Source organism: Streptomyces sp. NPDC041970 (assembly GCF_055588985.1).
Genome location: NZ_JBVJCD010000075.1, coordinates 1 through 24,600, shown reverse-complemented (window position 1 = coordinate 24,600; position 24,600 = coordinate 1). Strand labels below are relative to the sequence as shown.

Below are 24,600 nucleotides of genomic sequence, written 5' to 3'. Positions count from 1 at the left end.
CCTCGCCATCCTGTACCACACAACCCCACCCCACCCCCCCCCCCCCCCTCCCCCCCCCCCCCCCCCCCCCCCCCCCCCCCCCCCCCCCCCCCCCCCCCCCCCCCCTCCCACCGGTCCTAGGCGTCGAGGCCGATGGCGAACGCCGCTTCCAGGTCGTGCTGGGAGTACGTACGGAACGCCACGTGGGTGTCGGTGGCCTCGACGCCCGGAATCCTGCTGATCCGGCCGGGGATGACGTCGGCCAGGTCGTCGTGGTCGGCGACCCGCACCATGGCGATCAGGTCGTAGGTGCCGGTGACGGAGAAGACCTCGCTGACGCTGTCCAGCGCGGCGATGGCCTCCGCGATCTCCGGAATCCGGTCCACGCTGGTCTTGATGAGCACGATCGCGGTGATCACGGCTGGCTGTCTCCCTCGGTGGCCGCGGCTGGAGTCCTCACTCTAGCCCCACGCCCGCGGCGCCCCCGGGCGGCGAGGAACCCGGCGGCGAACCCGGCGACATGGGCCAGGTACGCCACTCCGGGGCCGCCGTCCGCCCCGTGCGCGGCCGCCCCCTGGAGGACGAACCAGAAGACCAGCACGATCCAGGCGGGGAAGCGCAGCGGCAGGAAGAAGAGGAACGGGAACAGGCTGGTCACCCGCGCTCCGGGGAAGAGGCGCAGGAAACCGCCGAGCACCGCGGAGATCGCGCCCGAGGCGCCGACCAGCGTCTGCTCGGAGTCCGCGTGCGCCGCCGCGTAGCAGACGAGGGCGACGTAACCGCAGGCCACGTAGGAGCAGGCGTACCGCAGCCGCCCCATGCGCTGCTCGACCATCGCGCCGAACACGTACAGGAAGAGCAGGTTGCCCAGCAGGTGCAGCCAGCTTCCGTGCACGAACAGCGCGGTGAACGGCGTGGCCAGGGCGTGCGCGGAGCCCTCCCACAGCTCGGCGGGGACCACCCCCCACCGCTCGAAGTACCCGGCCTGCGCGGCGAGCAGCGCGTCCTGGCTCGGGTAGGGGGCGCGGAAGCCGGAGAGCGGGCCGGCCAGGAAGAGCGCGCAGCACAGGGCGATCAGCCCGTACGTGACCGGGGCCCCGCTCACCGCCGAGCCCCGGACCCCGCGGGCCGCGGCCCGCCAGTCGATCCGCCGCCAGTCGATCACGTGCAGATCATGACGTATCCGGAGGGAACGGGACGGAGCGCCTCGCCGTGTCGGCGTCCCGTGCGAGGCCGTAGGGTTGCGCCAGGGCTTCCGCAGTTCGACGGCGCACCGCGAGATCCTGGCGTAGGACGGAAGAGACCTGGCGCCCGGCGCCTGCTCCGGAGACGACGAAAGAGGACGCAACGATGACGACGGTTCCCCTGCCGACCGACGGGACCCGCTGGCGCTGCACCCTGTGCGGCAATCTCACGCGCTTCGACGTGACCCGCTCCTCCAAGGTCGTGGAGTACGTCCATCTCGACCTGGCCGGTGAGTCGAGTGTCGAGGAGCGGGAGGTGGTCAGTGAGACCATCGAGTCGGTCCGCTGTCGTTGGTGCAACGCGGTGGACCAGATCGAACTGGTGGACAGGCCGGGCGCCGCTTCCTGAGGGAGCGCGCCCATCGACACATCTATGGGGTGACGGACGGTGGATCAGCCGACCAGCGGCGCCGGAGCGGCCGATGCGGCCGACGGCGTCGCAGAGGCGCTCGACCGTCCGCTGCCCGAAGGCGTGCGGCGGCGGGTCGTCGCCCTGGTCGCGGACGCCTTCGGAGGGCTGACCGTCGCCGAACTCCCCGGCCAGTTGCGGCAGTACGCCCGCTTCACCCCGACCCGGCGGGCGAAGTTCGCCGGCAACGCGATGGCCGCCGCGCTGGAGGGCGACGCCCTGTTCCGGCGGCGGATCGGCGAGCGGATCGGCCAGGCCCAGCCGGAGCTGGCGGCCGCCCTGGAGGCGGGGTCGCCGCCCGCCGCCGCCGACCCCGTGGACGTGGCCGCCGCCGCGTACGTGCTGCGCCCGGCCGGCTGGGTCAAGCTGGTCGAGGCGGCCGGCGAGGAGGCCCAGCGCGCGGACGCCGAGCGGGTCGGCGAGGAGGCCCGGCGCGAACGGGAGCGACTGCGCGAGGAGCTGGAGCGGGCCCGCGCCCAGGCGCGCGGCGAGAGCGAGCGGCTGCGCGCCGAGCTGGACGCGGCCCGCAAGGAGACCGAGTCGCTGCACCGCAAGCTGCGCAGCGCCCTGAGCGAGGTCAAGCGCGCCGAGGCCGCCCTGCGCCGCAGCACCGCCGAGGCCGACGCCGTACGGGCCGAGTCGGCCGCGCGGGTCTCCGCCGCCGAGAGCGAGTCGCGCCGTCTCAAGGGGCGGCTGGGGGAGGTCGAGGCCGCGCTGGAGGCGAGCCGCAGGGCCGCCCGCGAGGGCCGGTCGGTGGAGGACATGCGGCTGCGGCTGCTGCTGGACACCGTGCTGGACGCGGCGTCGGGGCTGCGCCGGGAGCTGGCCCTGCCGCCGGTGACGAACCGCCCGGCCGACAGCGTGGACGCCGTGGAGCCGGGCCGGATGTCGCCCAAGGACATCGCCGCCAGGGCGCTTTCGGAGACCGATCCGGCGCTGCTGGACCAACTGCTGGCGCTGCCGCAGGCGCACCTCATCGTGGACGGCTACAACGTCACCAAGACCGGGTATCCGCAGATGCCGCTGGAGAAGCAGAGGTTGAGGCTGCTGGGCGGCCTCTCGGTGCTGGCCGCGCAGACCGGCGCGGAGATGACCTGCGTCTTCGACGGCGCCGAACTGGCCGCGCCGGTGCTGCTGGCCCCGCCGCGCGGGGTGCGGGTGCTGTTCAGCAAGGCGGGGGTCACGGCGGACGAGCTGATCCGCCAACTGGCGCGCGCGGAACCGCCGGGGCGGCCCGTGGTGGTGGTCTCCACCGACCGCGAGGTGGCGGACGGGGTGGCGAAGGCCGGGGCCCGACCGGTCGCCTCCGCCCTGCTGCTCAAGCGCCTTTCGCGCGTCTAGGTCCCGTCCCGCCCGATGGGACGGGAGGGCGCCCAGGCACAGATGTGCTATATGGCCGACATGCGGCAATTTCGGGAACGGACCGTCAAAACACCGCTACACGCGGTTGGATGGGGGCGATGAAGTGCCTGCTGTGACAAGAAAAATCCTGTGAGGATTTGAACTGATCACAAGATGGTCACTAGTCTCAGGCCTCGAACCTTCGCACGGTTGATCGCCCATCCGGGGCGACAGCGAAGGAACCGCCGAATCCGTGACGTGTACGGAGCCGGGGAATCCCCCTCACCCGGTAGGCGGCTCTGAGTGAAGAAGGAGCTCGCCTTCGTGGCGTCCCACCGTCGTCCCAAGCAGCCGAGCCGCGCTCGCGTGAGCGTCATCACCGCGACCGCCGCCGCCGCTGTGGCCCTGACCTCTCAGGCCGCCCAGGCCGATCCCCAGCCGAGCAAGAGCGAGGTCAAGGCCAAGATCGACAAGCTCTACCACGAGTCCGAGGCGGCCACCGAGAAGTACAACGGTGCCAAGGAGCAGCAGGACAAGCTGAAGAAGCAGGTCGACGCGCTCCAGGACAAGGTCGCCCGCGGCCAGGACGAGCTGAACACCCTGCGCGGCGAGCTGGGTTCCATCGCCACCGCGCAGTACCGCTCCGGCGGCGTCGACCCCTCGGTGGCCCTCTTCCTCGCCTCCGACCCGGACGGCTTCCTCGACCAGGCCTCCGCGCTCGACCAGTTGACGGCCAAGCAGGCCGACGCGCTCCAGGAGATCCAGGCCAAGCAGCGCACCCTCGCGCAGCAGCGCAAGGAGGCCCAGGACAAGCTCGGCGACCTCGCGGACGTCCGCAAGAAGCTCGGCGAGAACAAGAAGAAGTACCAGGGCAAGCTGGCCGAGGCGCAGCGCCTGCTCAACAGCCTGACCGCCGCCGAGCGCAAGAAGATGCAGCAGGAGGAGAAGCGCGCCAGCCGCGCCTCCAACGAGCGGGTCGAACTCGGCAACGAGGTCCCCGCCTCCCAGCTCGGCTCCGCCGCCCTGGCCGCGGCCGCCACCCAGATCGGCAAGCCGTACCAGCCCGGCGGCACGGGCCCCGGCACCTACGACTGCTCCGGGCTGACCCAGTGGGCCTACGCCCAGGCCGGCGTCCAGATCAGCCGGGTCACCTACACCCAGCAGAACGACGGCACGAAGATCGGCCGCAGCCAGCTCAAGCCGGGCGACCTGGTCTTCTTCAACGGCCTGTCGCACGTGGGCTTCTACGCGGGCAACAACCAGATCCTGCACGCCCCGAAGCCCGGCGCCTTCGTCCGCTACGAGTCGATGGACTACATGGGCACCTTCCAGTTCGGCGTCCGCATCTGATCACGGCGCACGCCCGAACGGGGGAATCGCACACACCCCGCACCGACGCCCTGCCCCGCCGGAGACCGAGGTCACCGGCGGGGCAGCGCCGTTTCCCGGATCTGCCGCCACCGGCGCGGTCGTTGGCCGCCGCGTAGTCGTCCGATTACTGTCTGACCGCTGTGCGGCCCCCGGTCGTCGGTCCGCCCGCCGTGGGCGGCAGGGGGCGCGCACCACCGCGTCAGCGGAAGGGAGTGCGGCTGCCTTGGTGTCCCATCGCCGTTCCACACAGTCCGGCCCGGTCCGGGGAGTTCGCGCCACGGTCATCTCGGCGGCCGCCGCCACGGCGGCCGCGACGCTGACCGGGGCCCCGGCGAGCGCCGACCCGAAGGAGACCCGGCAGAGCGCCGGGGCCGTCGTTGACCGGCTGCACGCCGAGGCCGAGCGGGCCACCGAGCGGTACAACGAGGCCGACGAGCGCGCGGACCGGCTGCGCGGCGAGGCCGCCCGCGCCCAGGACGCCACCGCGCGCGGCCAGGAGCACGTCAACCGGATGCGCGACGCGCTCGGCGCCATGGCGGGGGCGCAGTACCGCTCCGGCGGCGTCGACCCCGCCCTCGCACTGCTGCTCTCCGCCGACCCGGACACCTACCTGGAGCGGTCCGCCGCCCTCGAACGGGTCGCCGCCCGCCGGGCGACGACCCTGCACGCGCTCCGGCACGCCCAGCGCAGGACCGCCCAGAGCCGCGCCGAGGCCACCCGCGCCCTGGCGGAGCTGGAGCGCCACCGTGCCGCCGCCGCCCGCCACAAGCGCACCGTCGAGGACAGGCTGCGCCGGGCCCGCCAGGTGCTGGAGGCGCTGCCGCCGCGGGAGCGGGCCTCCTTCGACCGCGCCTCGCGCTCCGGCCGCGACGGCCTGCCCGACCTCTCCGGCGCCGCCCCCGCCTCCTCCCGCGCGGCGGCCGCCGTGGCCGCCGTCCGGGGGGCGCTCGGCAGACCGTACGTGTGGGGCGCCAACGGGCCCACCGCGTTCGACTGCTCCGGGCTGACGCAGTGGGCCTACGCCCAGGCCGGGGTGAGCCTGCCCCGCACCTCCCAGGCCCAGCGGCACGCGGGCCGCACGGTGCCGCTCTCCCACGCGCTCCCCGGCGACCTGGTCGCCTACCGGGCGGACGCCAGCCACATCGGCATGTACGTGGGCGGCGGCCAGGTCATCCACGCCCCGTATCCGGGCGCCCCGGTGCGCTACGACCCGGTGGGCATGATGCCCGTCTCCTCGGTCACCCGGATCTGACCGTACGATCGGCAGGTGGCCGTACGCAGACGTGACGCGCGGCGGGCAGCGCCCCGCCCCTCGCGGCGCGCGGCGGGCCTGACGCTCGCCGCGCTGCTGACCGCGTCCGCCTGCACGGCCGCCGAGGACTCCCGCGCCGCCCTCGCCGCGCGGGAGATCACCGCCGTGCTGGACGACCGGGCCGCCGCCGTCCTGGAGCACGACGCGGCCGGCTACCTCGCCGCCCTCGCCCCCGGCGCCACGAAGCTGCGGGCCGCCCAGCGCACCGAGCTGGCCAACCTCGCCGACGTCCCGCTGAAGTCCTGGACGTACGAGGTCAAGGGCGTCACCGGGGCGGACGGGGACCGGGCCAGGGCCGACGTGGAGCTGCGCTACCGGATCGCGGGGTACGACACCGCCCCCATCGCCACCCGCCGCACCCTGGAGCTGACCCGCGACGGCGGGCGCTGGTACATCAGCGCCGACCGGCCCGCCAGGGGCGCGTCGGGGCAGTTGTGGCAGCAGGGGGACGTGGAGGTCGTCGAAGGGGCGCACAGCATCGTCCTGGGCGTGGGACGGGCCGCGGGGGAGCTGCGCCGGATCGCCGACACCGTGGACCTCGCCGTCCCGGCCGTCTCGGACGCCTGGCCCCGGCCCTGGACCCGGCGGGTGGTCGTGCTCGTCCCCCGGTCCGTCCGGGACATGGCGGCGCTGCTGGGCTCATCGGAGGCCGGCTACCGGGGCATAGCCGCCGTCACCACCGGCGAGGTCGGCAGCGCCGGCGAGCGCCCGGCCCTGGCCGACCGCGTGATCGTGAACCCGCAGGCGTACGCCACCCTGGGCAGCTTCGGGCAGCGGGTCGTCCTGACCCACGAAACGACCCATGTCGCCACCCGGACCAGCACCACGACCGCCACCCCGGTCTGGCTCTCCGAGGGCTTCGCGGACTGGGCCGCCTACCGGGGCGAGGACCGCTCCGCCGACCTCCTCGCCCCCGAGCTGGCCGCCGCCGTCCGCGACGGCGAAGCACCCGACCGGCTCCCCGTCGACCAGGACTTCGGCTTCGACGGCGACCCCGCGAAGCTCGCACGGGCCTACGAGGGCGGCTGGCTGGCCTGCGCGCTGATCGCGGAGCGGTGGGGCAAGGAGAAGCTGATCGCCTTCTACGAGGCGGTGGGGGCCCACTCCGGGCGCGAGGGGGCGGTGGAGCAGGCGCTCGACGCGGTCCTGGGCACCACGGAGGAGCGGTTCACCGCCGACTGGCGCGGCTACCTCGACGCCCGGCTCGGCTGACCGCCCGGCTCCGGCCGGGCGCCGTCCGCCGCCCCCGCCGGACCGCCGCCCCGCGCCCCCGGCGCCGCGGCCCGCCACAGCCGCCGCGCGGCGACCAGCGAGGCGGCCGCCAGCAGCCCGTTGCGCACGACCAGGAGCGCCACGCCCCACGCGTCGCTCGCCACCACATGGCCGAAGCCGACGGGGAACTCCAGCAGGGTGGCCCCGGCCGCCGCCAGCACCAGCAGGGCGGGCAGCGTCATCGCGGCGGCCTCGAAGGCCAGGCACACCGCGGCGAGTCCGACCAGCCACACCACGTACTGCGGACTGATCACCCGGCTGGTCACGGTGAACAGCAGCACCGCGGTGAAGGCCGCCTCCGCCGGGGTGCGCACCGTGAACACGCGGGCCCGCAGCCGCCACAGCGCCAGCCAGCCCAGCGCCAGCAGGCCCAGGGCCGGCGCCAGCGCCGAGACCGCGTCCACGTACGGGCCGACGAACTCCATCGAGCCGTAGCGCAGCTCCACCCGGCCCTCCCAGCCGTAGTGCCGGGCGATGTGGAAGACCAGCGCCCCCAGCGACTCGACCTCGGTGCCCCGGTCCCGCTGGAAGGCCAGGAACGCGAACGCCCCCGGCATCCAGAGCGCGAACCCGGCCGCCCCGGCAGCCGCCGTCAGCGCCGCCGCCGACCAGGCCGCCCGCGTCGGCCGCCCCCGCCCGACCCCCACCAGCAGCAGCGCCGGCCACCCCTTCAGCAGCGCCCCGAACGCGGCCAGCGCGCCCAGCGCCCGCGGCCGGCCCACCCCGGCCAGCAGCGCGGCCACCGCGACCGCCGTCACCATCAGGTCGTACCGGGCGTAGACGGTCGGGCCCAGCAGCGGCACGCCCGCGATCCACACCCAGGCCCCCGCCGCCCGTATCCCCGGCCGCCGCCCCGCCGACAGCAGCAGCCCCAGCACCAGCGCGTCGCAGAGCAGCACCAGCACGAAGAACGCGCTCGCGTACGGCAGGAACGGCAGCAGGGCGGGGGAGAGGATCGCCAGGGCGGCGGCGGGCGGGTACTGCCAGGCGACGTCGTCCAGCGGGTACGTCCCGGCGAGCAGCACCTCGTACCAGCCCCGGTAGATCACCGACACGTCCACCGTGACGTCGGGGCCCGCCACCGCGACCACCCCGGACACCGTCAGCAGCAGCCCCGTCCGGGTCAGCGCCCACACCGCGTACGGCCACGGTCCGGTGCCGGTGGGTGCTCGTCCCGTCATCGCCGCCCCGTCGTGGTCGTCGGCCGGAGGTCAGGCGGCCCATGATGCCGGGAGGAGAGGCCGGGAGCGGTGAAGCGCGGCCGCCCGGTACTGTCGGCGGCGATGGACAAGACCCTGATCGTGACCAACGACTTCCCGCCCCGCCCCGGCGGCATCCAGGCGTTCCTGCACAACATGGCGCTGCGGCTGGACCCCGACCGGGTCGTCGTCTACGCCTCCACCTGGAAGCGCGGCGCCGAGGGCGCACAGGCCACCGCAGCCTTCGACGCGGAGCAGCCGTTCACGGTCGTCCGCGACCGGACGACGATGCTGCTGCCGACCCCCCGCGTCACCGCCCGCGCCGCCGGACTGCTGCGCGAGCACGGCTGCGCCTCCGTCTGGTTCGGCGCGGCGGCCCCGCTCGGCCTGATGGCCCCGGCGCTGCGCCGGGCGGGCGCGCGGCGCCTGGTCGCCACCACCCACGGCCACGAGGCCGGGTGGGCCCAACTGCCCGGCTCCCGTCGGCTGCTCCGCCGCATCGGCGAGGGCACGGACACGATCACCTACCTCGGCGAGTACACCCGCTCCCGGATCGCCGCCGCCCTCACCCCCGAGGCCGCGGGCCGCATGGTGCAGCTCCCGCCGGGCGTGGACGAGGAGACCTTCCACCCGGCGTCCGGCGGCGAGCGGGTCCGCGCCCGCCTCGGCCTGAGCGACCGCCCGGTGGTCGTCTGCGTCTCGCGCCTGGTGCCCCGCAAGGGCCAGGACACGCTGATCCTGGCCATGCCCGCGATCCTCGCGCGGGTGCCCGACGCGGTGCTGCTGATCGTCGGCGGCGGACCGTACGCCGGGGACCTCGCGCGGCTCGCGGCCGAGACCGGGGTCGCGGACTCGGTGCGCTTCACCGGCCCGGTGCCGTGGGCCGAACTGCCCGCGCACTACGGGGCCGGGGACGTCTTCGCCATGCCGTGCCGCACCCGGCGCGGCGGCCTCGACGTGGAGGGCCTGGGCATCGTCTACCTGGAGGCGTCCGCGACCGGGCTGCCCGTGGTGGCCGGCGACTCGGGCGGCGCTCCGGACGCGGTCCTCGACGGCGAGACCGGCTGGGTGGTGCGCGGCGGCAGCGTCGAGGAGTCGGCGGACCGGATCGTGGCGCTGCTCGGGGACGCGGAGCTGCGGCAGCGGATGGGGGAGCGGGGCAGGGCCTGGGTCGAGGAGAAGTGGCGCTGGGACCTGCTCGCGGAGAAGCTGAGGACACTGCTGTGAACGCCGGAAGGGGCCCGCACCGTCGCCGGTGCGGGCCCCTTCCCCGCGTACGGGGTCAGGAGCGGTAGAGCGCCTCCACCTCGTGCGCGAAGTCCTTCACGACCACGTTGCGCTTCAGCTTCAGCGACGGCGTGATGTGGCCCGCCTCCTCGGTGAACTGCATCGGCAGGATGCGGAACTTGCGGACGGACTCGGCCTTGGAGACCGCCGCGTTGCCGTCGTCCACCGCCCGCTGCACCTCGGCCAGCAGGTCGGCGTCCTCGCACAGCGAGAGCGCCGTCGAACCGGCCGGCTTGCCGTTCTCCTCGGCCCAGCGGCCCAGGAACTCCTCGTCCAGGGTGACCAGCGCGCCGACGAACGGGCGCCCGTCGCCGACCACCATGCACTCGGCGATCAGGGCGTGCGAGCGGATGCGGTCCTCGATCACGGCCGGGGCGACGTTCTTGCCGCCCGCGGTGACGATGATCTCCTTCTTGCGGCCGGTGATCGAGAGGTAGCCGTCCTCGTCCAGCGTGCCGATGTCCCCGGTGTGGAACCAGCCGTCCGCCAGCGCGTCGACGGACGCCGACTCGTTGTTCCAGTACCCGGTGAACAGGTGCTCGCCGTGCAGCAGCACCTCGCCGTCGTCCGCGATGCGCACCACGGAGCCGGGCAGCGGCTGGCCGACCGTGCCGATCTTCTGCCGGTCCCACGGGTTGAACGCGGTCGCCGCGCAGCTCTCCGTCAGGCCGTACCCCTCCAGGACCGTGAAGCCGATGCCCCGGAAGAAGTGGCCGAGCCGCTCGCCCAGCGGAGCGCCGCCGGAGATCGCGTGCTCGCCCCGGCCGCCGAGCACCGCGCGCAGCTTGGTGTAGACGAGCGCGTCGAAGACCTTGTGCTTGGTCCGCAGCCACAGCGAGGGGCCCTGCGGGGTGCTCAGCGCCCGGCTGTAGGCGATCGCCGTGTCCGCCGCCCGGTCGAAGATCCGGCCCTTGCCGTCCGCCTGAGCCTTGGCGCGAGCGCCGTTGTAGACCTTCTCGAAGACCCGCGGGACGCCGAGGATCAGCGTGGGCCGGAACGCCGCCAGCTCGTCGGTGAGGTTCTTGATGTCCGGCAGGCAGCCGAGCTTGATCGGGGCCATCACCGAGGCCACCTCGACCAGCCGCCCGAAGACGTGCGCGGCGGGCAGGAACAGCAGGATCGCGCAGTCGTCCGTGCGGAAGAGGGGCTTCAGCCGCTCCACCACGTTGCCGCACTCCGCGAAGAAGCTGCGGTGGGTCAGCACGCAGCCCTTGGGGCGGCCCGTGGTGCCCGAGGTGTAGACGATGGTCGCCGGGTCGTCCGCCTTGGCGCTGACCATCCGCAGGTCCACGGTCTCCTCGGAGACCCCGGCCCCCGCCCCGCCCAGCGCGTCGACCGCGCCCGCGTCGATCTGCCAGACGCGGGTCAGCTCCGGCAGCGCGTCCCGTACGGACTCCACGGTGGCCGCGTGCGCGTCGCTCTCCACGAACACCGCCACCGCGCCGGAGTCGCCGAGGATCCACTGCGTCTGCTCGGCGGAGCTGGTCTCGTACACCGGCACGGTCACCGCGCCCGCGCACCAGATCGCGAAGTCCAGCAGCACCCACTCGTAGCGGGTGCGGGACATCAGGGCGATCCGCTCGCCGGGCTGGACGCCCGAGGCGATCAGCCCCTTGGCGACGGCTCTCACCTCGGCCAGGAAACGGGCGGCGGTGACGTCCGTCCAGACGCCCGCCACTTTGCGGCTCATCACGGCGAGATCGGGATGCTGAGCGGCGTTGCGGCGGATGAGATCCGTCAGGTTGCCGTCCGTCGGGACCTCGTACAGGGCCGGAAGGCTGAACTCGCGCAAGACTGCTGCTCCTCATCGGGCTCCGGTGCCACGGCTCTGTGTGACGCACCGGCTGCGGTCCGAGAACGGCGGGTGCTCAACGGGGTGAGCACGCCAGGACTGCCCGGACGTTACCCACCAGTACTCGGTTCCGGATAGGGGGTTCCGGCCAGATGTCTGATGCATCACACACATAAGTGGCCCTATGCGCGCACAGTAGTCCACCCCCGTGACGACGCGGAAGTAACCGCAGGTCCGGCCCTACCGTCCCGGAAACCGGGCGGGCCTTTAGGGTGAACCCATGCCAGGCAGCGAACCGGACAGCACCCGCCCCGCCCCACGGCGCACCACGCGGGTCCACGTGGTCAGCGACGTACACGGCAACGCCGAGGCGCTGGCCCGCGCCGGGGACGGCGCCGACGCCCTCGTCTGCCTCGGCGACCTCGTGCTCTACCTCGACTACGCCGACCACTCGCGCGGCATCTTCCCCGACCTGTTCGGGGAGGAGAACGCCGACCGCATCGTCGAGCTGCGCACCGCCCGCCGCTTCGAGGAGGCCCGCGCCCTCGGCCGCGAGCTGTGGGCCGGCCGCGACCGCGACGCCGAGCTCCTGGGCGCGGTCCGCCGGCAGTACGCCGAGCTCTTCGCCGCCTTCCCCACCCCGACGTACGCGACCTACGGCAACGTCGACGTCCCCCGCCTCTGGCCCGAGTACGCCCGCCCCGGCACCACCGTGCTCGACGGCGAGCGGGTGGAGATAGGCGGCCGCGTCTTCGGCTTCGTCGGCGGCGGCCTCAAGACCCCGATGAACACCCCGTACGAGATCGCCGACGAGGAGTACGCCGCCAAGGTCGAGGCCCTCGGCGAGGTCGACGTCCTCTGCTCGCACATCCCGCCCGACGTCCCCGAGCTGACCTACGACACCGTCGCCCGCCGCTTCGAACGCGGCAGCCGCGCCCTGCTGGAGGCGATCCGCGCCACCCGCCCCCGGTACGCGCTCTTCGGCCATGTGCACCAGCCGCTGGCCCGCCGGATGCGGATCGGGACCACCGAGTGCGTCAACGTCGGCCACTTCGCCTCGACCGGCACGCCCTGGGCCCTGAGCTGGTGACCGGGGCGGCCCGGCCCGCGGACCGGAGCGCGCCGGGCACGCGATAGCCTGCACGACGGCAGGCTCCTGCCGAACGCGACCGGTATCACCGCACTGGAGGGCCACGGCGATGGCTGAACACACCAGCTCGAGCATCACGATCGAGGCGGCGCCGGCCGACGTCATGGACGTGATCGCGGACTTCGCCCGCTATCCGGAGTGGACCGGCGAGGTCAAGCAGGCCGAGGTCCTGTCCACCGACGACCGGGGCCGCGCCGAACAGGTCCGCCTCGTCCTGGACGCCGGAGCGATCAAGGACGACCACGTCCTGTCGTACACCTGGACCGGCGAGCGCGAGGTGAGCTGGACCCTCGTCAAGTCCCAGATGCTGCGCTCCCTGGACGGCACGTACGCCCTCGCCCCGGTCGGCGGCGGGGAGCGCACCGAGGTCACCTACCGCCTCGCCGTCGACGTCAAGATCCCGCTCCTCGGCATGATCAAGCGCAAGGCCGAGAAGGTCATCATCGACCGGGCCCTCGCCGGCCTCAAGAAGCGCGTCGAGTCCGCACCGCGGGCCTGAGGGCCGTGCGCACGGTCCTGGTCACCGGCCCCGGCGGCGCGGGCCGCACCACCGTGGCCGCCGCGACCGCCCTGGCCTCCGCCGCGAGCGGCAGCCGTACGCTCCTGGTCTCCGCGCAGGCCGTGCCCGGCCTCCCCGCCGCCGCCGAGCCCACCCCGGCCGCCGACCTCCTCGACCACGTCCGCGTCGACTCCGGCGCGCACTTCCGCGCCGAGCTGACCGGGCTCCAGCAGCGGGCCTCCGGCGTCCTGGACCTCCTGGGCGCGCGCCGCCTCGACGGCGAGGAGTTGACCGAACTCCCCGGCGCCCCGCAGCTCGCGCTCCTGCACACGTTGCGCCGCGCCGCCGAGGGCGACTGGGCCGCGGGCGGCCACGACGTCCTCGTCGTCGACCTCCCGCCGACGACCGAGGCCCTGGCCCTGCTCGCCCTGCCCGGACAACTGCGCCGCTACCTGCGCCGGCTGCTGCCCCCCGAACGCCAGGCCGCCCGCGCCCTGCGCCCCGTGCTCGCCCAGCTCGCCGGGGTCCCGATGCCCGCCCAGTGGCTGTACGAGGCCGCCGCCCGCAAGGACGCGGAGCTGGCCGCCGTCCAGGCCCTCGTCGAGGACCGGGCCACCACGCTCCGCCTGGTCGCCGAACCGGGCCCGGCCGGCGAGGACGCCCTGCGCACCGCCCGCACCGGCCTCGCGCTCCACGGACTGGAGGCCGACCTGCTGGTCGCCTCCCGCGTGCTGCCCCGGCACTCCTGCGACCCCTGGTTCGCCGCGCTCGCCGCCGAGCAGGAGAAGTGCCTGGACCGCTGGGCCCAGGAGCGGGACCCGTCCGTCCCCGTGCACGAGGCCGCCCACCTGGGCCGCGACCTCCGCGGCCCGGACGACCTCGCCGCCCTGGAGATCCCCGCGCCCCCCGCGCGGACGCCCGGCCCGGCCGCCGACCCGTGGTGGATCGAGGAGGAGCGGCCGGAGACGGCACGCGGCCCCGCCGTCCTCTCCTGGTGCCTGCCGCTGCCCGGCGCCGCCAAGGAGGACCTGCGCCTGGTCCGCCGGGGCGACGAACTCCTCCTGACCGTCGGACCGTTCCACCGCGTCGTCCGGCTCGCCCCCGCGCTGCGCCGCTGCACCGTCTCCGGCGCGGCCCTGGCCGACGGGGTGCTGCGGGTCCGGTTCGCCCCGGACCCGGCCCAGTGGCCGCGCACCTCCTGAACGCCCCGCGGCCGTTCGGGTAACGTCGGTAGTACGTGACCCGCACGGCCGTGGACCGGCCGACCCGCGCCGCAGGAGCCCGCCATGAGTGAAGCCACCGATCGCCCCGCCGACGGCGACGCGTGGGCCGACGCCTGCGCCGAGGACCTCGCGGCGGAGCAGGCCCGCCGCCGCGAGCGGTACGGCCCGCCGCCCGTCTCCGCCGCCGAGGAGCTGCGCAAGCTGGTCGACGCGGTCGCCGACAAGGTCTCCACGCTCGGTTCGCCGCTGCTCGGCGCGGCCGCCCAGAGCGCGGTACGGCAGGCCGTCCGCCAGGCGAGGTCCGCCGTCGAACCGGTCATCGAGCGCAACCCGCAGGTCTTCGACCACCTCGCCGCCGCGGGCGGCGAGCTGCTGGCCGCCTACCGCTCCGCCGTCCAGGGCCAGGAGAGCCGCTGGACCCGCACCACCGGGGACGCGTCGGACCCGGCCGACCCCGCGGGCCCGCGCGACGAGGGCCCCTCCGGCCCCGAGCGCATCGACCTGGACTGACCCGGTCCCGGCCGTTCCGGGTCCCGCCTCGGGTACGGTTGCCCCAGCGGGGCTCGACCGGAACTGAGGGATTCATGGGACTCACCATCGGCGTCGACATCGGCGGCACGAAGATCGCGGCGGGAGTGGTCGACGAAGAGGGCCGCATCCTCTCGACGTTCAAGGTGGCGACCCCGCCCACGGCCGAGGGCATCGTCGACGCGATCTGCTCGGCGGTCGCCGGGGCCAGCGAGGGGCACGACATCGAGGCCGTCGGCATCGGCGCCGCCGGATACGTCGACGACAAGCGCGCCACCGTGCTGTTCGCGCCCAACATCGACTGGCGCCACGAACCGCTCAAGGACAAGGTCGAGCAGCGCGTCGGCCTGCCCGTCGTCGTCGAGAACGACGCCAACGCCGCGGCCTGGGGCGAGTACCGCTTCGGCGCGGGCCAGGGCCACGACGACGTCATCTGCATCACCCTCGGCACCGGCCTCGGCGGCGGCATCATCATGGGCAACAAGCTGCGCCGGGGGCGCTTCGGCGTGGCCGCCGAGTTCGGCCACATCCGGGTCGTCCCGGACGGCCTGCTCTGCGGCTGCGGCAGCCAGGGCTGCTGGGAGCAGTACGCCTCCGGCCGCGCCCTCGTCCGGTACGCCCGCCAGCGCGCCAACGCCACCCCCGAGAACGCCGCCGTCCTGCTCGGCCTCGGCGACGGCACGGTGGAGGGCATCGAGGGCAAGCACGTCAGCGAGGCCGCCCGCCAGGGCGACCTGGTGGCCGTCGACTCCTTCCGCGAGCTGGCCCGCTGGGCCGGCGCCGGGCTGGCCGACCTCGCCTCGCTGTTCGACCCCTCCGCGTTCATCGTCGGCGGCGGCGTCTCGGACGAGGGCGAGCTGGTCCTCGACCCGATCCGCAAGTCGTTCCGGCGCTGGCTGATCGGCGGCCAGTGGCGGCCGCACGCCCAGGTGCTCGCCGCCCAACTCGGCGGCAAGGCGGGGCTCGTGGGCGCCGCCGACCTGGCCCGCCAGGGCTGACCCGGCCCGCGCCCGAGGCCTGCCGCGACGCACGCGACGCCCGCCGCCGCCCTCCTGGGCGGCGGCGGGCGTCCGTCGTATCGTGGCCCGCATGGTCCTGACGCCGCTGCCCGACTCCCGTACCGAGCCGGACGGTTCAGCCGTCATCAGAGTGCTCAGCTACAACGTCCGGTCGATGCGCGACGACACAGGGGCCCTGGCCCGCGTCGTCCGGGCCTGCGCGCCCGACCTCGTGCTCGTCCAGGAGGCCCCGCGCTTCTTCCGCTGGCGCAAGGCGGCGGCCCGGCTGGCCAGGACCAGCGGGCTCGTGGTCCTGGGCGGCGGGGCGGGCGCCGCGGGCCCGCTGCTGCTCTGCTCACTGCGGGCGGCCGTCGAGCGCACCGAGGACGTCCTGCTGCCGCGCACCCCCGGACTGCACCGCCGGGGCTTCGCCACCGCCGTGGTCCGGATCGCCGGGACCCGGCTCGGCGTGCTGAGCTGCCATCTGAGCCTCCGGAGCGACGAGCGCCTCGCCCAGGCGGACCTGCTGCTGGAGCGGCTGGCGTCGATGGGCGTGGAGCACGCCGTGGCGGGCGGCGACCTCAACGACGTACCGACCGGGCGGGCCTTCACCCGGCTGGCCGGGGCGCTCCAGGACTGCCGGGCGGTCGCCCCGTGGGGCGGCGGGCCCACCTTCACCCCCGGCGACCCGCGCCGCCGCATCGACGCGGTGTTCGCCACACCGGGCATCACCGTGCTCGGCTGCGGCGTCCCCGCCGGACTGCCCGGCGTGAGCGACGCGGATCTGAGGGCGGCCACCGACCACCTGCCGGTGCTGGCCGCCCTCGCGGTCCCCGCCGCGCGCTGAGGGCGGCCCTCAGACCACCGCGCCGCGTCCCGGATCGCCGTGCGGGTCCTCGTCGTCGTCGTCCGGCATCCGCGCCACCAGGGTGGCGAATCCGCCGAGGAACCCGCCGACGCAGACCGTGGTCAGCCACCACGTCATCTCCCACCGGAGCATCACCGCGACCAGCATCAGGACCGGCCCGCCGATCACCGCGAGCCAGGCGAACTTCGCCGTGACGTCGGCCTCCGGCAGCGGCGGCGGCTCCGGGGGCACGAAGTGGCCCTCGTCGTCCCCGGCCGCGGGCGGCTCGTAGTCGCGGGGGCCGGCGACGCCGGGCGCGAAGACCACGGAGCTGCCGAGCGCCTTCTTCTCCGGCGGCTTCGGGGGCGCCTTGTCCGCGCCCTTGTCCGCCGGGTCGGCGGCGGAGCCGTCCTCGGGCCCGAGCGTGTTGAGCCGGCCGTCCTCCAGCCGGGCCAGATCCTCCACGGACTTGAACGGCTTGGCCCCCGGCGGGTCCGGCGGCTCCTCCCCGTACCCCGCGACGATCGCGGCCCACGCCGCCTCCTCGTCGAACCCCCGCTCCGGCTCCGCCCCCTCCGGGACCGCCGGCTTCGTCCCCTCGGGGACGGCCGCGGGCTCCGTGGGCCGCGGCTCGCGCTCCTCGTCGCCGTTCGTGCGTTCCGCCTCGTGCTCAGCCACCGGACGTGCTCCCCTTCTTCCCGACGCTCGGTGCGAGACGGCCGATGAACCGGTAGCTCTCATCGAAGATCCGCTCCGCATCGTGGTCCAACGTCGCCACGTGGTAGCTCTGTTCCAGCACGATCTCCTGGACGTCCGTGGAGGAGATCCGGCTCAGGACGCGGGCGCTGTCCACGGGCGCGACCACATGGTCCTGCGGGCTGTGCAGCAGCAGCACCGGCTGGGTCACCTGCGGCAGGTCGCGTTCGACCAGCCGCAGGAGCTGCCGCAGCGAATGGGCGGCGTGCAGCGGCACCCGGTGGTAGCCGACCTCGTGCGAGCCCGGAAGCGCGATGTCGTCGGCCACGCCCTTGGTGGTGCGCACCAGGTGGCGGGCGACCGGCAGCGCGTACGGGGCGAGTCCGTGCAGCTTGTTCGCCGGGTTCACCAGCACCAGGCCGCTGACCGCGTCGCCGTGCGCGGCCGCCAGCCGCAGGCTCAGCGCACCGCCCATGGACAGCCCGCAGACGAAGACCCGCTCGCACCTCGCGCGGAGGGCGCCGAACGCCCGGTCCACCTCCGCGTACCAGTCCTGCCAGCCGGTGACCGCCATGTCCTCCCAGCGCGTGCCGTGGCCCGGGAGCAGCGGCAGCGACACCGTCAGCCCGCGCTCGGCGAGGTGGTCGGCCCAGGGGCGCAGGGACTGCGGCGATCCGGTGAAGCCATGGCAGAGGAGGACGCCGACCTCTCCGCCCTCGTGGCGGAACGGCTCGGCTCCGGGGAGGAGCGGCACCAGGGGTCTCCTGTTCGTGAGGCGGTCCGGGGCGGGCCGGGGGAGCGCTTGACGGATGACTTCACCGTACGCGACCGGACCGACACCGACCAGGGCCGTCACCGCCCCCGCGGCCCGTCCCCGCCCGGCTCCGCGCCGTCTGCCCCCGGCGGGCCCCTCCACCGCCGGGCCGAACCCCCCGTGACCTCACGGGTTAAGGTCTGACGACAGCACACAGGAGGCACCAGAGTTGATCTACGGCGCAATGAAGTTCTCCATCGGCGGAGCCCTGAAGCTCGCCTTCCGGCCCTGGGCGGAGGGCCTGGAGAACATTCCCGAGCACGGGCCCGCGATCCTCGCCAGCAACCACCTGTCGTTCTCCGACTCCTTCTTCCTCCCCGCCGTGCTGGACCGCAGGGTCACCTTCATCGCCAAGGCGGAGTACTTCACCGCCCCCGGCGTCAAGGGCGCGCTGACCGCCGCCTTCTTCAAGGGCGCCGGCCAGCTCCCCGTCGACCGCTCCGGGGCGCGCGGCGCGGGCGAGGCGGCGATCCGGGCGGGCATCCAGGTCGTCGAGAGCGGCGGCCTCTTCGGCATCTACCCCGAGGGCACCCGTTCGCCCGACGGCCGCCTCTACCGGGGCAAGCCCGGCGGCCTCGCCCGTGTGGCCCTGGCCACCGGCGCCCCCGTCATCCCGGTCGCGATGATCGACACCGAGAAGATCCAACCGCCCGGCCAGGTGGTGCCCAAGCTGATGCGGCCCGGCATCCGGATCGGCGCCCCGCTCGACTTCAGCCGCTACCAGGGCATGGACGGCGACCGCTTCATCCTGCGCTCGGTGACCGACGAGGTCATGTACGAGATCATGAAGCTCTCCGGCCAGGAGTACGTCGACGTCTACGCCACCGCCGCCAAGCGGCAGATCGCCGACGCCGCGAAGGCCGAGGCGGAGGAGGCCAGGCGCGCCCGCAAGCGGGCGGGCGCGAGCGACGAGAACGGAACGGAACGGTCCGGCGCGTAGCCGCCGTTCACCGTCCGGGGGGTGGGTCCATGGCCGAGCGCGAGCGGGTCGTACGGATGTCGGTCGAGCAGCCGCTGTGGCGTGCGCTGACGGGGTACCGCGTGATGACCCTGGTCTACGCGGTGCTGCTCGCCGCCTTCGGGCGGGAGAAGTTCGAGCGGCCCTGGGTGGCCGTGGGCTTCCTGGCGTTCCTGGCCGTGTGGACGCTCGCCACCCTGCCCAAGGTCCGCTCGGCGGCGAGCTGCACCAAGCGGTTCCTCGGCGCCGACCTGGTCGTGGCGCTGAGCGGCATCCTCCTCACCCCGCTCGCCGACGCCGACTCCCAGAGCTTCGACGGCCCGACGCTGCCGTCGATCTGGACGGCCGGCTCCGTCCTCGCCTTCGCGGTCAAGGGCGGCTGGCGCTGGGCGGCGTTCGCCTCCACGTTCGTCGCCGCCGCCAACATCGTCCAGCGCGGCGACCCCAGCCGGGACACCTTCCACAACGTCCTGCTGGTGTGGGTCGCCTCCATAGCGATCGGGTACGTCGTCGAGGTCGCCCGCGCCAGTGAGCGCACCCTGGCCCGCGCCCTGGAGATCGAGGCGGCCACCCGCGAACGCGAGCGGCTGGCCCGCGACATCCACGACAGCGTGCTCCAGGTCCTGGCGATGGTCCAGCGCCGGGGCACGGCGATCGGCGGCGAGGCGGCCGAGCTGGGCCGGATGGCCGGCGAGCAGGAGGTCGCCCTGCGCACCCTCGTCTCCAGCGGCCTGGTGCCGCCCACCCGCGTCTCCGAGGACGCCGCCGAGGGCGCGGTCGTCCGCGCGGTCGAGGTGGACGAGGAGCCGGACGCCGGCGGCGGGGCCGCCTGCGACCTGCGGGCCCTGCTCACCCCGTACGCCGGGGCCCGCACCAGCCTCGCGGAGCCGGGCGCCCCGGTGCTGCTGCCCGCGGCGGCGGCCCGCGAGCTGGCCGCCGCCGTCGGCGCGGCCCTGGACAACGTCCGGGTGCACGCGGGCGAGGGGGCCCAGGCGTGGATTCTGGTCGAGGACGAGCCGGACGAGGTGATCGTCACGGTCCGGGACGACGGCCCCGGCATCCCGGAGGGGCGGCTCGCCCAGGCGGAGGGGGAGGGGCGGCTCGGGGTCGCGCTGTCCATCCGCGGCCGGCTGCGCGACCTGGGCGGCACGGCAGAGCTGTTCTCGGTCCCCGGCCAGGGCGCCGAGGTCGAGTTGAAGGTTCCGAAAGCACCGAAGGTTCTCCGGGGGAAGGCAGGATCGGCCCGATGAGCACGCAGAACGCACCGCAGGACGAGCAGCGGGGGGCCGCCGGCCGGCCCGTCAGGGTGATGGTCGTCGACGACCACCCGATGTGGCGCGACGCGGTGGCCCGCGACCTCGCCGAGTCCGGGTTCGACGTCGTCGCGACCGCCGGGGACGGCCCCCAGGCGGTCCGCCGGGCCAGGGCGGTCGACCCGGACGTCCTGGTCCTCGACCTGAACCTGCCCGGTATGCCCGGCGTCCAGGTCTGCAAGGAGCTGGTCGGCTCCCATCCGGGCCTGCGCGTCCTGGTCCTCTCCGCGAGCGGGGAGCACGCCGACGTCCTGGAGGCGGTGAAGTCCGGGGCCACCGGCTATCTGCTGAAGTCCGCCTCCACCCGCGAGCTGACCGACGCCGTCCGCTCCACCGCCGCCGGCGACCCGGTCTTCACCCCCGGTCTGGCCGGGCTGGTCCTCGGCGAGTACCGCAGGCTCGCCTCCGACCCCGCCCCGGCGGCGTCCGACGAGCCCAAGGCCCCCCGGCTCACCGACCGGGAGACCGAGGTGCTGCGGCTGGTCGCCAAGGGCCTGTCGTACAAGCAGATCGCAGAACGCCTGGTCATCTCGCACCGCACCGTGCAGAACCACGTGCAGAACACCCTCGGCAAGCTCCAACTGCACAACCGGGTGGAGCTGGTGCGGTACGCGATCGAGCGCGGTCTCGACGACGTCTGAGCCGTACGGGCGCGGGGCGGCCCGCCCGGCCTCCCCGCGGGGGCGCCCGCGCGGGGAGGCCGGCCCGCTCGCTCAGCCGGGCACCGGCAGCCCCGCCAGCAGCTCCGCCACGATCACCGAGCCCCGCACGGTCAGCACGGACTCCGGGTGGAACTGCACCGAGGCGAACCCCGGCCCCCGCAGCGCGTGCAGCTCACCGCTGTCCCCGTCGCGGCTCACCTCGATCCCGTGCGCCTCCAGCTCGGCGGCGGCCGGTCCGTCGCACCGCGCGGTGAAGCTGTTGTAGAAGCCCACCGTCTCCGGCCGCCCGAACAGGTCGATCCTGGTCTGCGCCCCCTGGTACGGCACGGCCTTGCGGACGATCTCCAGCCCCAGCTCCGCCGCGATCAGCTCGTGCCCGAGGCAGACGCCCAGCAGCCCGTGCCGGTGGTCCCGCACCAGCTCCGCGGTGACCTCGCGCAGCAGCCGCATTTTGGGGTCGGCGAGATCGCCCGGATCCCCCGGTCCGGGGCCCAGCACCACGGGCCCCCGGTGCGCGCGCACCTCCTCGCGCAGCCCCGGCGCGTCGAACCGGCGCACCGACACCTCCAGCCCCGAGGCCCGCAGCAGGTGGGCCAGCATCGCGGTGAACGTGTCCTCGCCGTCCACCACCAGCGCGTGCCCCGCCAGCTCCCGGGCGCGCTCCCGCATCCGCAGCCAGAACGGGGCGAGCAGGGCGCGCCGGTCCTCCAGCGCCGCCCGCACCCGGGGGTCGGACGCCAGCCGCGGCGGCTCCGCCCGCGCGCCGGGCGCGGCCGGCCGCACGCCCAGCGCGGCCAGCACCCCGGCCGCCTTGGCGTGCGTCTCGGCCACCTCGCCCTCCGGGTCCGAGTGGCGTACGAGGGTGGCCCCCACGGGCACCGCCAGCGAGCCGTCCGGTGCGATGTCGGCGGTGCGGATCAGGATCGGCGAGTCCAGGGTCTGCGCGCCGTTCGCGTCCCGGCCCAGCAGGGCCAGCGCGCCCGCGTAGTAGCCGCGGCCGCCGGACTCGTACCGCTCGATGACCCGGCAGGCGTTCTGCACCGGGGAGCCGGTGACGGTCGCCGCGAACAGGGTCTCGCGCAGCACCTCGCGCACGTCCAGCGAGGACCGTCCGCGCAGCTCGTACTCGGTGTGCGCGAGGTGCGCCATCTCCTTGAGCCGGGGCCCGACGACGACCCCGCCCATGTCGCCCACCGTGCACATCATCTTCAGCTCCTCGTCGACCACCATGGACAGCTCCTCGCTCTCCTTGCGGTCCGCGAGGAAGGCCAGCAGGCCCTCGGCGGTGGGCCCGCCGGCCGGGTAGCGGTACGTCCCGCTGATCGGGTTCATCACGACCGTCCCGCCGGACATCCGCACGTGCACCTCCGGGCTCGCCCCCACCAGCGTGCGGCCGCCCGCGCCCCCGGTGTGCACCACGAAGGTCCAGTACGCCCCCCGCTCGCCCGCCAGCAGCCGCCGGAACAGCGCCAGCGCGTCGGCGGGGCCGTAGTCCGGGATCTCGCCCCGGAAGGTCCGCCGGATCACGAAGTTCGCGCCCTCGCCCTGCCCGATCTCGTCCCGGACCACCCGCCGGACGACCTCGGCGTACGCCGCGTCCGGCACGTCGAAGCCCCGGTCCTCCACCCGTACGTCGTGGGCGGGCAGCGCGGCCAGCAGCTCCGCGAGGTCCACCTCGCAGGTCTCGTCGGCGACCAGGACGCTCAGCGGCGTGCCGTCGTCGCGCACGTCGAACCCGCGCTCGGCGATCTGCCGGAACGGCACCAGGGCCAGGGCGGGGCGCTCGCCCACGGGCAGGTCGGCGAGCCGGTCCACCTCCCGCACCCCGCCGATCAGCGCCTCGACCACGTCGTGGTCGCGGCCGGGCGTACGGCGGCGCAGCAGGGCGAACGGCGGGGCCTCATGGGCGAGCAGCCGCGCGACGAGGGCGGCGGCGGTGGGGTGGGACATGGCGGAGGTTCCTTCCGAAGCGGGGGAGGAACGGCTCCGCGGACACGGAAAAGGCCGCCCCTCGGGGCGGCCTGCGCGGACTGTCAGCGCGATGGATCAGCGGGCCGCCGGATGAGCGGTCCACCACCAGTTCCGGACCGAGATGCGGTCCTGTCGCGTCGACATGCCCGCACCCTAGCGGACCTCACGGCGCGTGATGTTCCCGTCTCATTTACTGAGCATCCGAATGGACGCACCCCGCGACCCCGTAATGTTGTGCGCGTGACCGTGAACGCCAACACCTCCGTCGCCGGTGGCCACACCTGGCGAGACCTTCCCGCGGCGCAGCAGCCCGAGTACCCCGACCCCGAGGCCCTGCGCGCTGTGCTCGCGGACCTCGCGTCGTATCCTCCGCTCGTCTTCGCGGGCGAGTGCGACCAGCTCCGTGCCCGCATGGGAGCCGTCGCCAAGGGCGAGGCGTTCCTGCTGCAGGGCGGCGACTGCGCCGAGGCCTTCGACGCCGTGTCCGCCGAGCACATCCGGGCGAAGCTGAAGACCCTCCTCCAGATGAGCGCCGTGCTGACCTACGCGGCCTCCGTGCCCGTGGTGAAGGTCGGCCGGATCGCGGGCCAGTACTCCAAGCCGCGCTCCAAGCCGACCGAGACCCGCGACGGCGTGACCCTGCCGACCTACCGCGGCGACTCCGTCAACGGCTTCCCCTTCACCGAGGAGGCCCGCGTCCCGGACCCCGAGCGGCTGAAGCGGATGTACCACGCGTCCGCCTCCACGCTGAACCTGGTCCGCGCCTTCACCACCGGCGGCTACGCCGACCTGCGCCAGGTCCACGCCTGGAACCAGGACTTCGTGAGGTCGTCCCCCTCCGGCCAGCGCTACGAGGCCCTGGCCCGCGAGATCGACAACGCGCTGAACTTCATGAAGGCGTGCGGCACCGACCCGGCCGAGTTCAAGGCGGTCGAGTTCTACGCCTCCCACGAGGGGCTGCTGCTGGACTACGAGTCGGCGCTGACCCGTACGGACTCGCGCACCGGCGAGCTGTACGACACCTCCGCCCACATGGTCTGGATCGGGGAGCGCACCCGCCAGATGGACGGCGCGCACATCGAGTTCGCCGCCCGCATCCGCAACCCCATCGGCATCAAGCTCGGCCCGACGACCACCGTCGACGAGGCGCTCGGCTACGTCGACCGCCTCGACCCCGACCGCGAGCCGGGCCGGCTGACCTTCATCGTCCGCATGGGCGCCGACAAGGTCCGCGACAAGCTCCCGGAGCTGGTCGAGAAGGTCACCGCCTCCGGCGCGACCGTGGCCTGGGTGACCGACCCCATGCACGGCAACACCTTCGAGGCCGCCTCCGGCCACAAGACGCGCCGCTTCGACGACGTCCTGGACGAGGTCAAGGGCTTCTTCGAGGTCCACAAGGGCCTCGGCACCCACCCGGGCGGCATCCACGTGGAGCTGACCGGCGACGACGTCACCGAGTGCGTGGGCGGCGGGCACGAGATCTTCGTGGACGACCTGCACCAGCGCTACGAGACGGCCTGCGACCCCCGGCTCAACCGCAGCCAATCCCTCGACCTGGCGTTCCTGGTCGCGGAGATGTACCGCAGCCAGTAGGAGCCTTCGGCACGCGCACCGGTGGGGGGGGGGGGGGGGGGGGGGGGGGGAAACGGGAGGTTGGGGGGGTGTGGGTGGGGTGGGGGGGGGGGGGGGGGGGGGGTGGGGGGGAAAAGGAAGGGAGAGGAGATAGGAACCAACC

At 74.5% G+C, this 24,600-nt stretch carries 24 protein-coding genes; 16 read left to right on the top strand and 8 right to left on the bottom strand.

Annotated elements, in window-relative coordinates; genetic code table 11:
• Nucleotides 1-116: 116 nt before the first annotated feature.
• Both ACZ6EJ_RS25445 and ACZ6EJ_RS25440 read right to left on the bottom strand, forming a co-directional pair.
• The gene (locus tag ACZ6EJ_RS25445; RefSeq protein ID WP_469270283.1) at nucleotides 117-398 is read right to left on the bottom strand and encodes an Lrp/AsnC family transcriptional regulator; all 282 of its coding nucleotides are present in this window, start codon (nucleotides 396-398) and stop codon (nucleotides 117-119) included.
• The gene (locus ACZ6EJ_RS25440; protein ID WP_469270282.1) at nucleotides 395-1,144 is read right to left on the bottom strand and encodes a rhomboid family intramembrane serine protease; all 750 of its coding nucleotides are present in this window, start codon (nucleotides 1,142-1,144) and stop codon (nucleotides 395-397) included. The genes ACZ6EJ_RS25445 and ACZ6EJ_RS25440 overlap by 4 nt, the downstream gene beginning before the upstream one ends.
• A gap of 185 nt (nucleotides 1,145-1,329) precedes the next feature.
• On the opposite strand from ACZ6EJ_RS25440, the gene ACZ6EJ_RS25435 reads away from it, so the two are divergent.
• The 5 genes from ACZ6EJ_RS25435 (at nucleotide 1,330) to ACZ6EJ_RS25415 (ending at nucleotide 6,868) form a co-directional block, all read left to right on the top strand.
• Nucleotides 1,330-1,572, top strand: coding sequence for a hypothetical protein (locus tag ACZ6EJ_RS25435; protein ID WP_015608051.1), 243 nt, complete (start codon nucleotides 1,330-1,332; stop codon nucleotides 1,570-1,572).
• Between the two features lie 39 nt (nucleotides 1,573-1,611).
• Entirely contained in the window at nucleotides 1,612-2,973 is a 1,362-nt protein-coding gene (locus ACZ6EJ_RS25430; RefSeq protein WP_469270281.1) for an NYN domain-containing protein, read from the top strand.
• 324 nt (nucleotides 2,974-3,297) lie between these two features.
• Nucleotides 3,298-4,323 (top strand): C40 family peptidase, encoded by a 1,026-nt coding sequence (locus tag ACZ6EJ_RS25425; RefSeq protein ID WP_469270286.1) that lies wholly within the window; start codon nucleotides 3,298-3,300, stop codon nucleotides 4,321-4,323.
• A gap of 244 nt (nucleotides 4,324-4,567) precedes the next feature.
• Nucleotides 4,568-5,596: a C40 family peptidase gene (locus ACZ6EJ_RS25420; protein WP_469270280.1), complete on the top strand. Its 1,029-nt coding sequence runs from the start codon at nucleotides 4,568-4,570 to the stop codon at nucleotides 5,594-5,596.
• Between the two features lie 15 nt (nucleotides 5,597-5,611).
• Nucleotides 5,612-6,868, top strand: coding sequence for a hypothetical protein (locus tag ACZ6EJ_RS25415; RefSeq protein ID WP_469270278.1), 1,257 nt, complete (start codon nucleotides 5,612-5,614; stop codon nucleotides 6,866-6,868).
• Here the strand turns inward: ACZ6EJ_RS25415 and ACZ6EJ_RS25410 are convergent.
• Nucleotides 6,844-8,109 (bottom strand): glycosyltransferase 87 family protein, encoded by a 1,266-nt coding sequence (locus ACZ6EJ_RS25410; RefSeq protein ID WP_469270277.1) that lies wholly within the window; start codon nucleotides 8,107-8,109, stop codon nucleotides 6,844-6,846. The genes ACZ6EJ_RS25415 and ACZ6EJ_RS25410 overlap by 25 nt on opposite strands.
• A 102-nt stretch (nucleotides 8,110-8,211) precedes the next feature.
• On the opposite strand from ACZ6EJ_RS25410, the gene ACZ6EJ_RS25405 reads away from it, so the two are divergent.
• Complete coding sequence (locus ACZ6EJ_RS25405) at nucleotides 8,212-9,354, top strand: glycosyltransferase family 4 protein (RefSeq protein ID WP_469270275.1); 1,143 nt, start codon at nucleotides 8,212-8,214, stop codon at nucleotides 9,352-9,354.
• A gap of 55 nt (nucleotides 9,355-9,409) precedes the next feature.
• Here ACZ6EJ_RS25405 and ACZ6EJ_RS25400 read toward each other — a convergent pair whose 3' ends face one another.
• The gene (locus ACZ6EJ_RS25400) at nucleotides 9,410-11,206 is read right to left on the bottom strand and encodes an AMP-dependent synthetase/ligase (protein ID WP_469270273.1); all 1,797 of its coding nucleotides are present in this window, start codon (nucleotides 11,204-11,206) and stop codon (nucleotides 9,410-9,412) included.
• Between the two features lie 280 nt (nucleotides 11,207-11,486).
• On the opposite strand from ACZ6EJ_RS25400, the gene ACZ6EJ_RS25395 reads away from it, so the two are divergent.
• The 6 genes from ACZ6EJ_RS25395 (at nucleotide 11,487) to ACZ6EJ_RS25370 (ending at nucleotide 16,451) form a co-directional block, all read left to right on the top strand.
• Nucleotides 11,487-12,296 (top strand): metallophosphoesterase family protein, encoded by an 810-nt coding sequence (locus ACZ6EJ_RS25395; protein ID WP_469270272.1) that lies wholly within the window; start codon nucleotides 11,487-11,489, stop codon nucleotides 12,294-12,296.
• 109 nt (nucleotides 12,297-12,405) lie between these two features.
• Nucleotides 12,406-12,855, top strand: coding sequence for an SRPBCC family protein (locus ACZ6EJ_RS25390; RefSeq protein WP_469270270.1), 450 nt, complete (start codon nucleotides 12,406-12,408; stop codon nucleotides 12,853-12,855).
• Between the two features lie 5 nt (nucleotides 12,856-12,860).
• Complete coding sequence (locus ACZ6EJ_RS25385) at nucleotides 12,861-14,057, top strand: ArsA family ATPase (protein ID WP_469270268.1); 1,197 nt, start codon at nucleotides 12,861-12,863, stop codon at nucleotides 14,055-14,057.
• A gap of 84 nt (nucleotides 14,058-14,141) precedes the next feature.
• Nucleotides 14,142-14,588, top strand: coding sequence for a DUF5304 domain-containing protein (locus ACZ6EJ_RS25380; protein ID WP_469270266.1), 447 nt, complete (start codon nucleotides 14,142-14,144; stop codon nucleotides 14,586-14,588).
• A gap of 74 nt (nucleotides 14,589-14,662) precedes the next feature.
• Nucleotides 14,663-15,604 (top strand): ROK family glucokinase, encoded by a 942-nt coding sequence (locus ACZ6EJ_RS25375; protein WP_469270265.1) that lies wholly within the window; start codon nucleotides 14,663-14,665, stop codon nucleotides 15,602-15,604.
• Nucleotides 15,605-15,695: 91 nt separating this feature from the next.
• Entirely contained in the window at nucleotides 15,696-16,451 is a 756-nt protein-coding gene (locus tag ACZ6EJ_RS25370) for an endonuclease/exonuclease/phosphatase family protein (RefSeq protein ID WP_469270263.1), read from the top strand.
• 9 nt (nucleotides 16,452-16,460) lie between these two features.
• On the opposite strand, the gene ACZ6EJ_RS25365 is transcribed toward ACZ6EJ_RS25370, so the two are convergent.
• Both ACZ6EJ_RS25365 and ACZ6EJ_RS25360 read right to left on the bottom strand, forming a co-directional pair.
• Nucleotides 16,461-17,129: a hypothetical protein gene (locus ACZ6EJ_RS25365; RefSeq protein ID WP_469270262.1), complete on the bottom strand. Its 669-nt coding sequence runs from the start codon at nucleotides 17,127-17,129 to the stop codon at nucleotides 16,461-16,463.
• A complete protein-coding gene (locus ACZ6EJ_RS25360; RefSeq protein WP_469270260.1) occupies nucleotides 17,122-17,901 on the bottom strand; it encodes an alpha/beta hydrolase in 780 nt (259 codons plus the stop codon). Before ACZ6EJ_RS25360 ends, ACZ6EJ_RS25365 begins: the two co-directional genes overlap by 8 nt.
• A 229-nt stretch (nucleotides 17,902-18,130) precedes the next feature.
• Here ACZ6EJ_RS25360 and ACZ6EJ_RS25355 point away from each other — a divergent pair, with 229 nt between their 5' ends.
• Genes ACZ6EJ_RS25355 through ACZ6EJ_RS25345 form a run of 3 tightly spaced genes read left to right on the top strand, consistent with a single transcriptional unit; the run spans nucleotide 18,131 to nucleotide 20,873 of the window.
• Complete coding sequence (locus tag ACZ6EJ_RS25355; protein WP_469270258.1) at nucleotides 18,131-18,901, top strand: lysophospholipid acyltransferase family protein; 771 nt, start codon at nucleotides 18,131-18,133, stop codon at nucleotides 18,899-18,901.
• A gap of 29 nt (nucleotides 18,902-18,930) precedes the next feature.
• Nucleotides 18,931-20,169 carry a MacS family sensor histidine kinase gene (gene macS, locus ACZ6EJ_RS25350; protein ID WP_469270257.1) on the top strand — a complete coding sequence of 413 codons (1,239 nt, stop codon included), beginning with the start codon at nucleotides 18,931-18,933 and terminating at the stop codon, nucleotides 20,167-20,169.
• Nucleotides 20,166-20,873 (top strand): response regulator, encoded by a 708-nt coding sequence (locus ACZ6EJ_RS25345; RefSeq protein WP_469270256.1) that lies wholly within the window; start codon nucleotides 20,166-20,168, stop codon nucleotides 20,871-20,873. The genes macS and ACZ6EJ_RS25345 overlap by 4 nt, the downstream gene beginning before the upstream one ends.
• A 72-nt stretch (nucleotides 20,874-20,945) precedes the next feature.
• Here ACZ6EJ_RS25345 and ACZ6EJ_RS25340 read toward each other — a convergent pair whose 3' ends face one another.
• Nucleotides 20,946-22,844: an anthranilate synthase family protein gene (locus ACZ6EJ_RS25340; protein WP_469270254.1), complete on the bottom strand. Its 1,899-nt coding sequence runs from the start codon at nucleotides 22,842-22,844 to the stop codon at nucleotides 20,946-20,948.
• 96 nt (nucleotides 22,845-22,940) lie between these two features.
• Entirely contained in the window at nucleotides 22,941-23,009 is a 69-nt protein-coding gene (locus ACZ6EJ_RS25335) for a trp operon leader peptide (RefSeq protein ID WP_469270285.1), read from the bottom strand.
• A gap of 102 nt (nucleotides 23,010-23,111) precedes the next feature.
• Here ACZ6EJ_RS25335 and ACZ6EJ_RS25330 point away from each other — a divergent pair, with 102 nt between their 5' ends.
• Nucleotides 23,112-24,458 (top strand): class II 3-deoxy-7-phosphoheptulonate synthase, encoded by a 1,347-nt coding sequence (locus ACZ6EJ_RS25330; RefSeq protein ID WP_469270284.1) that lies wholly within the window; start codon nucleotides 23,112-23,114, stop codon nucleotides 24,456-24,458.
• Nucleotides 24,459-24,600: the final 142 nt, after the last annotated feature.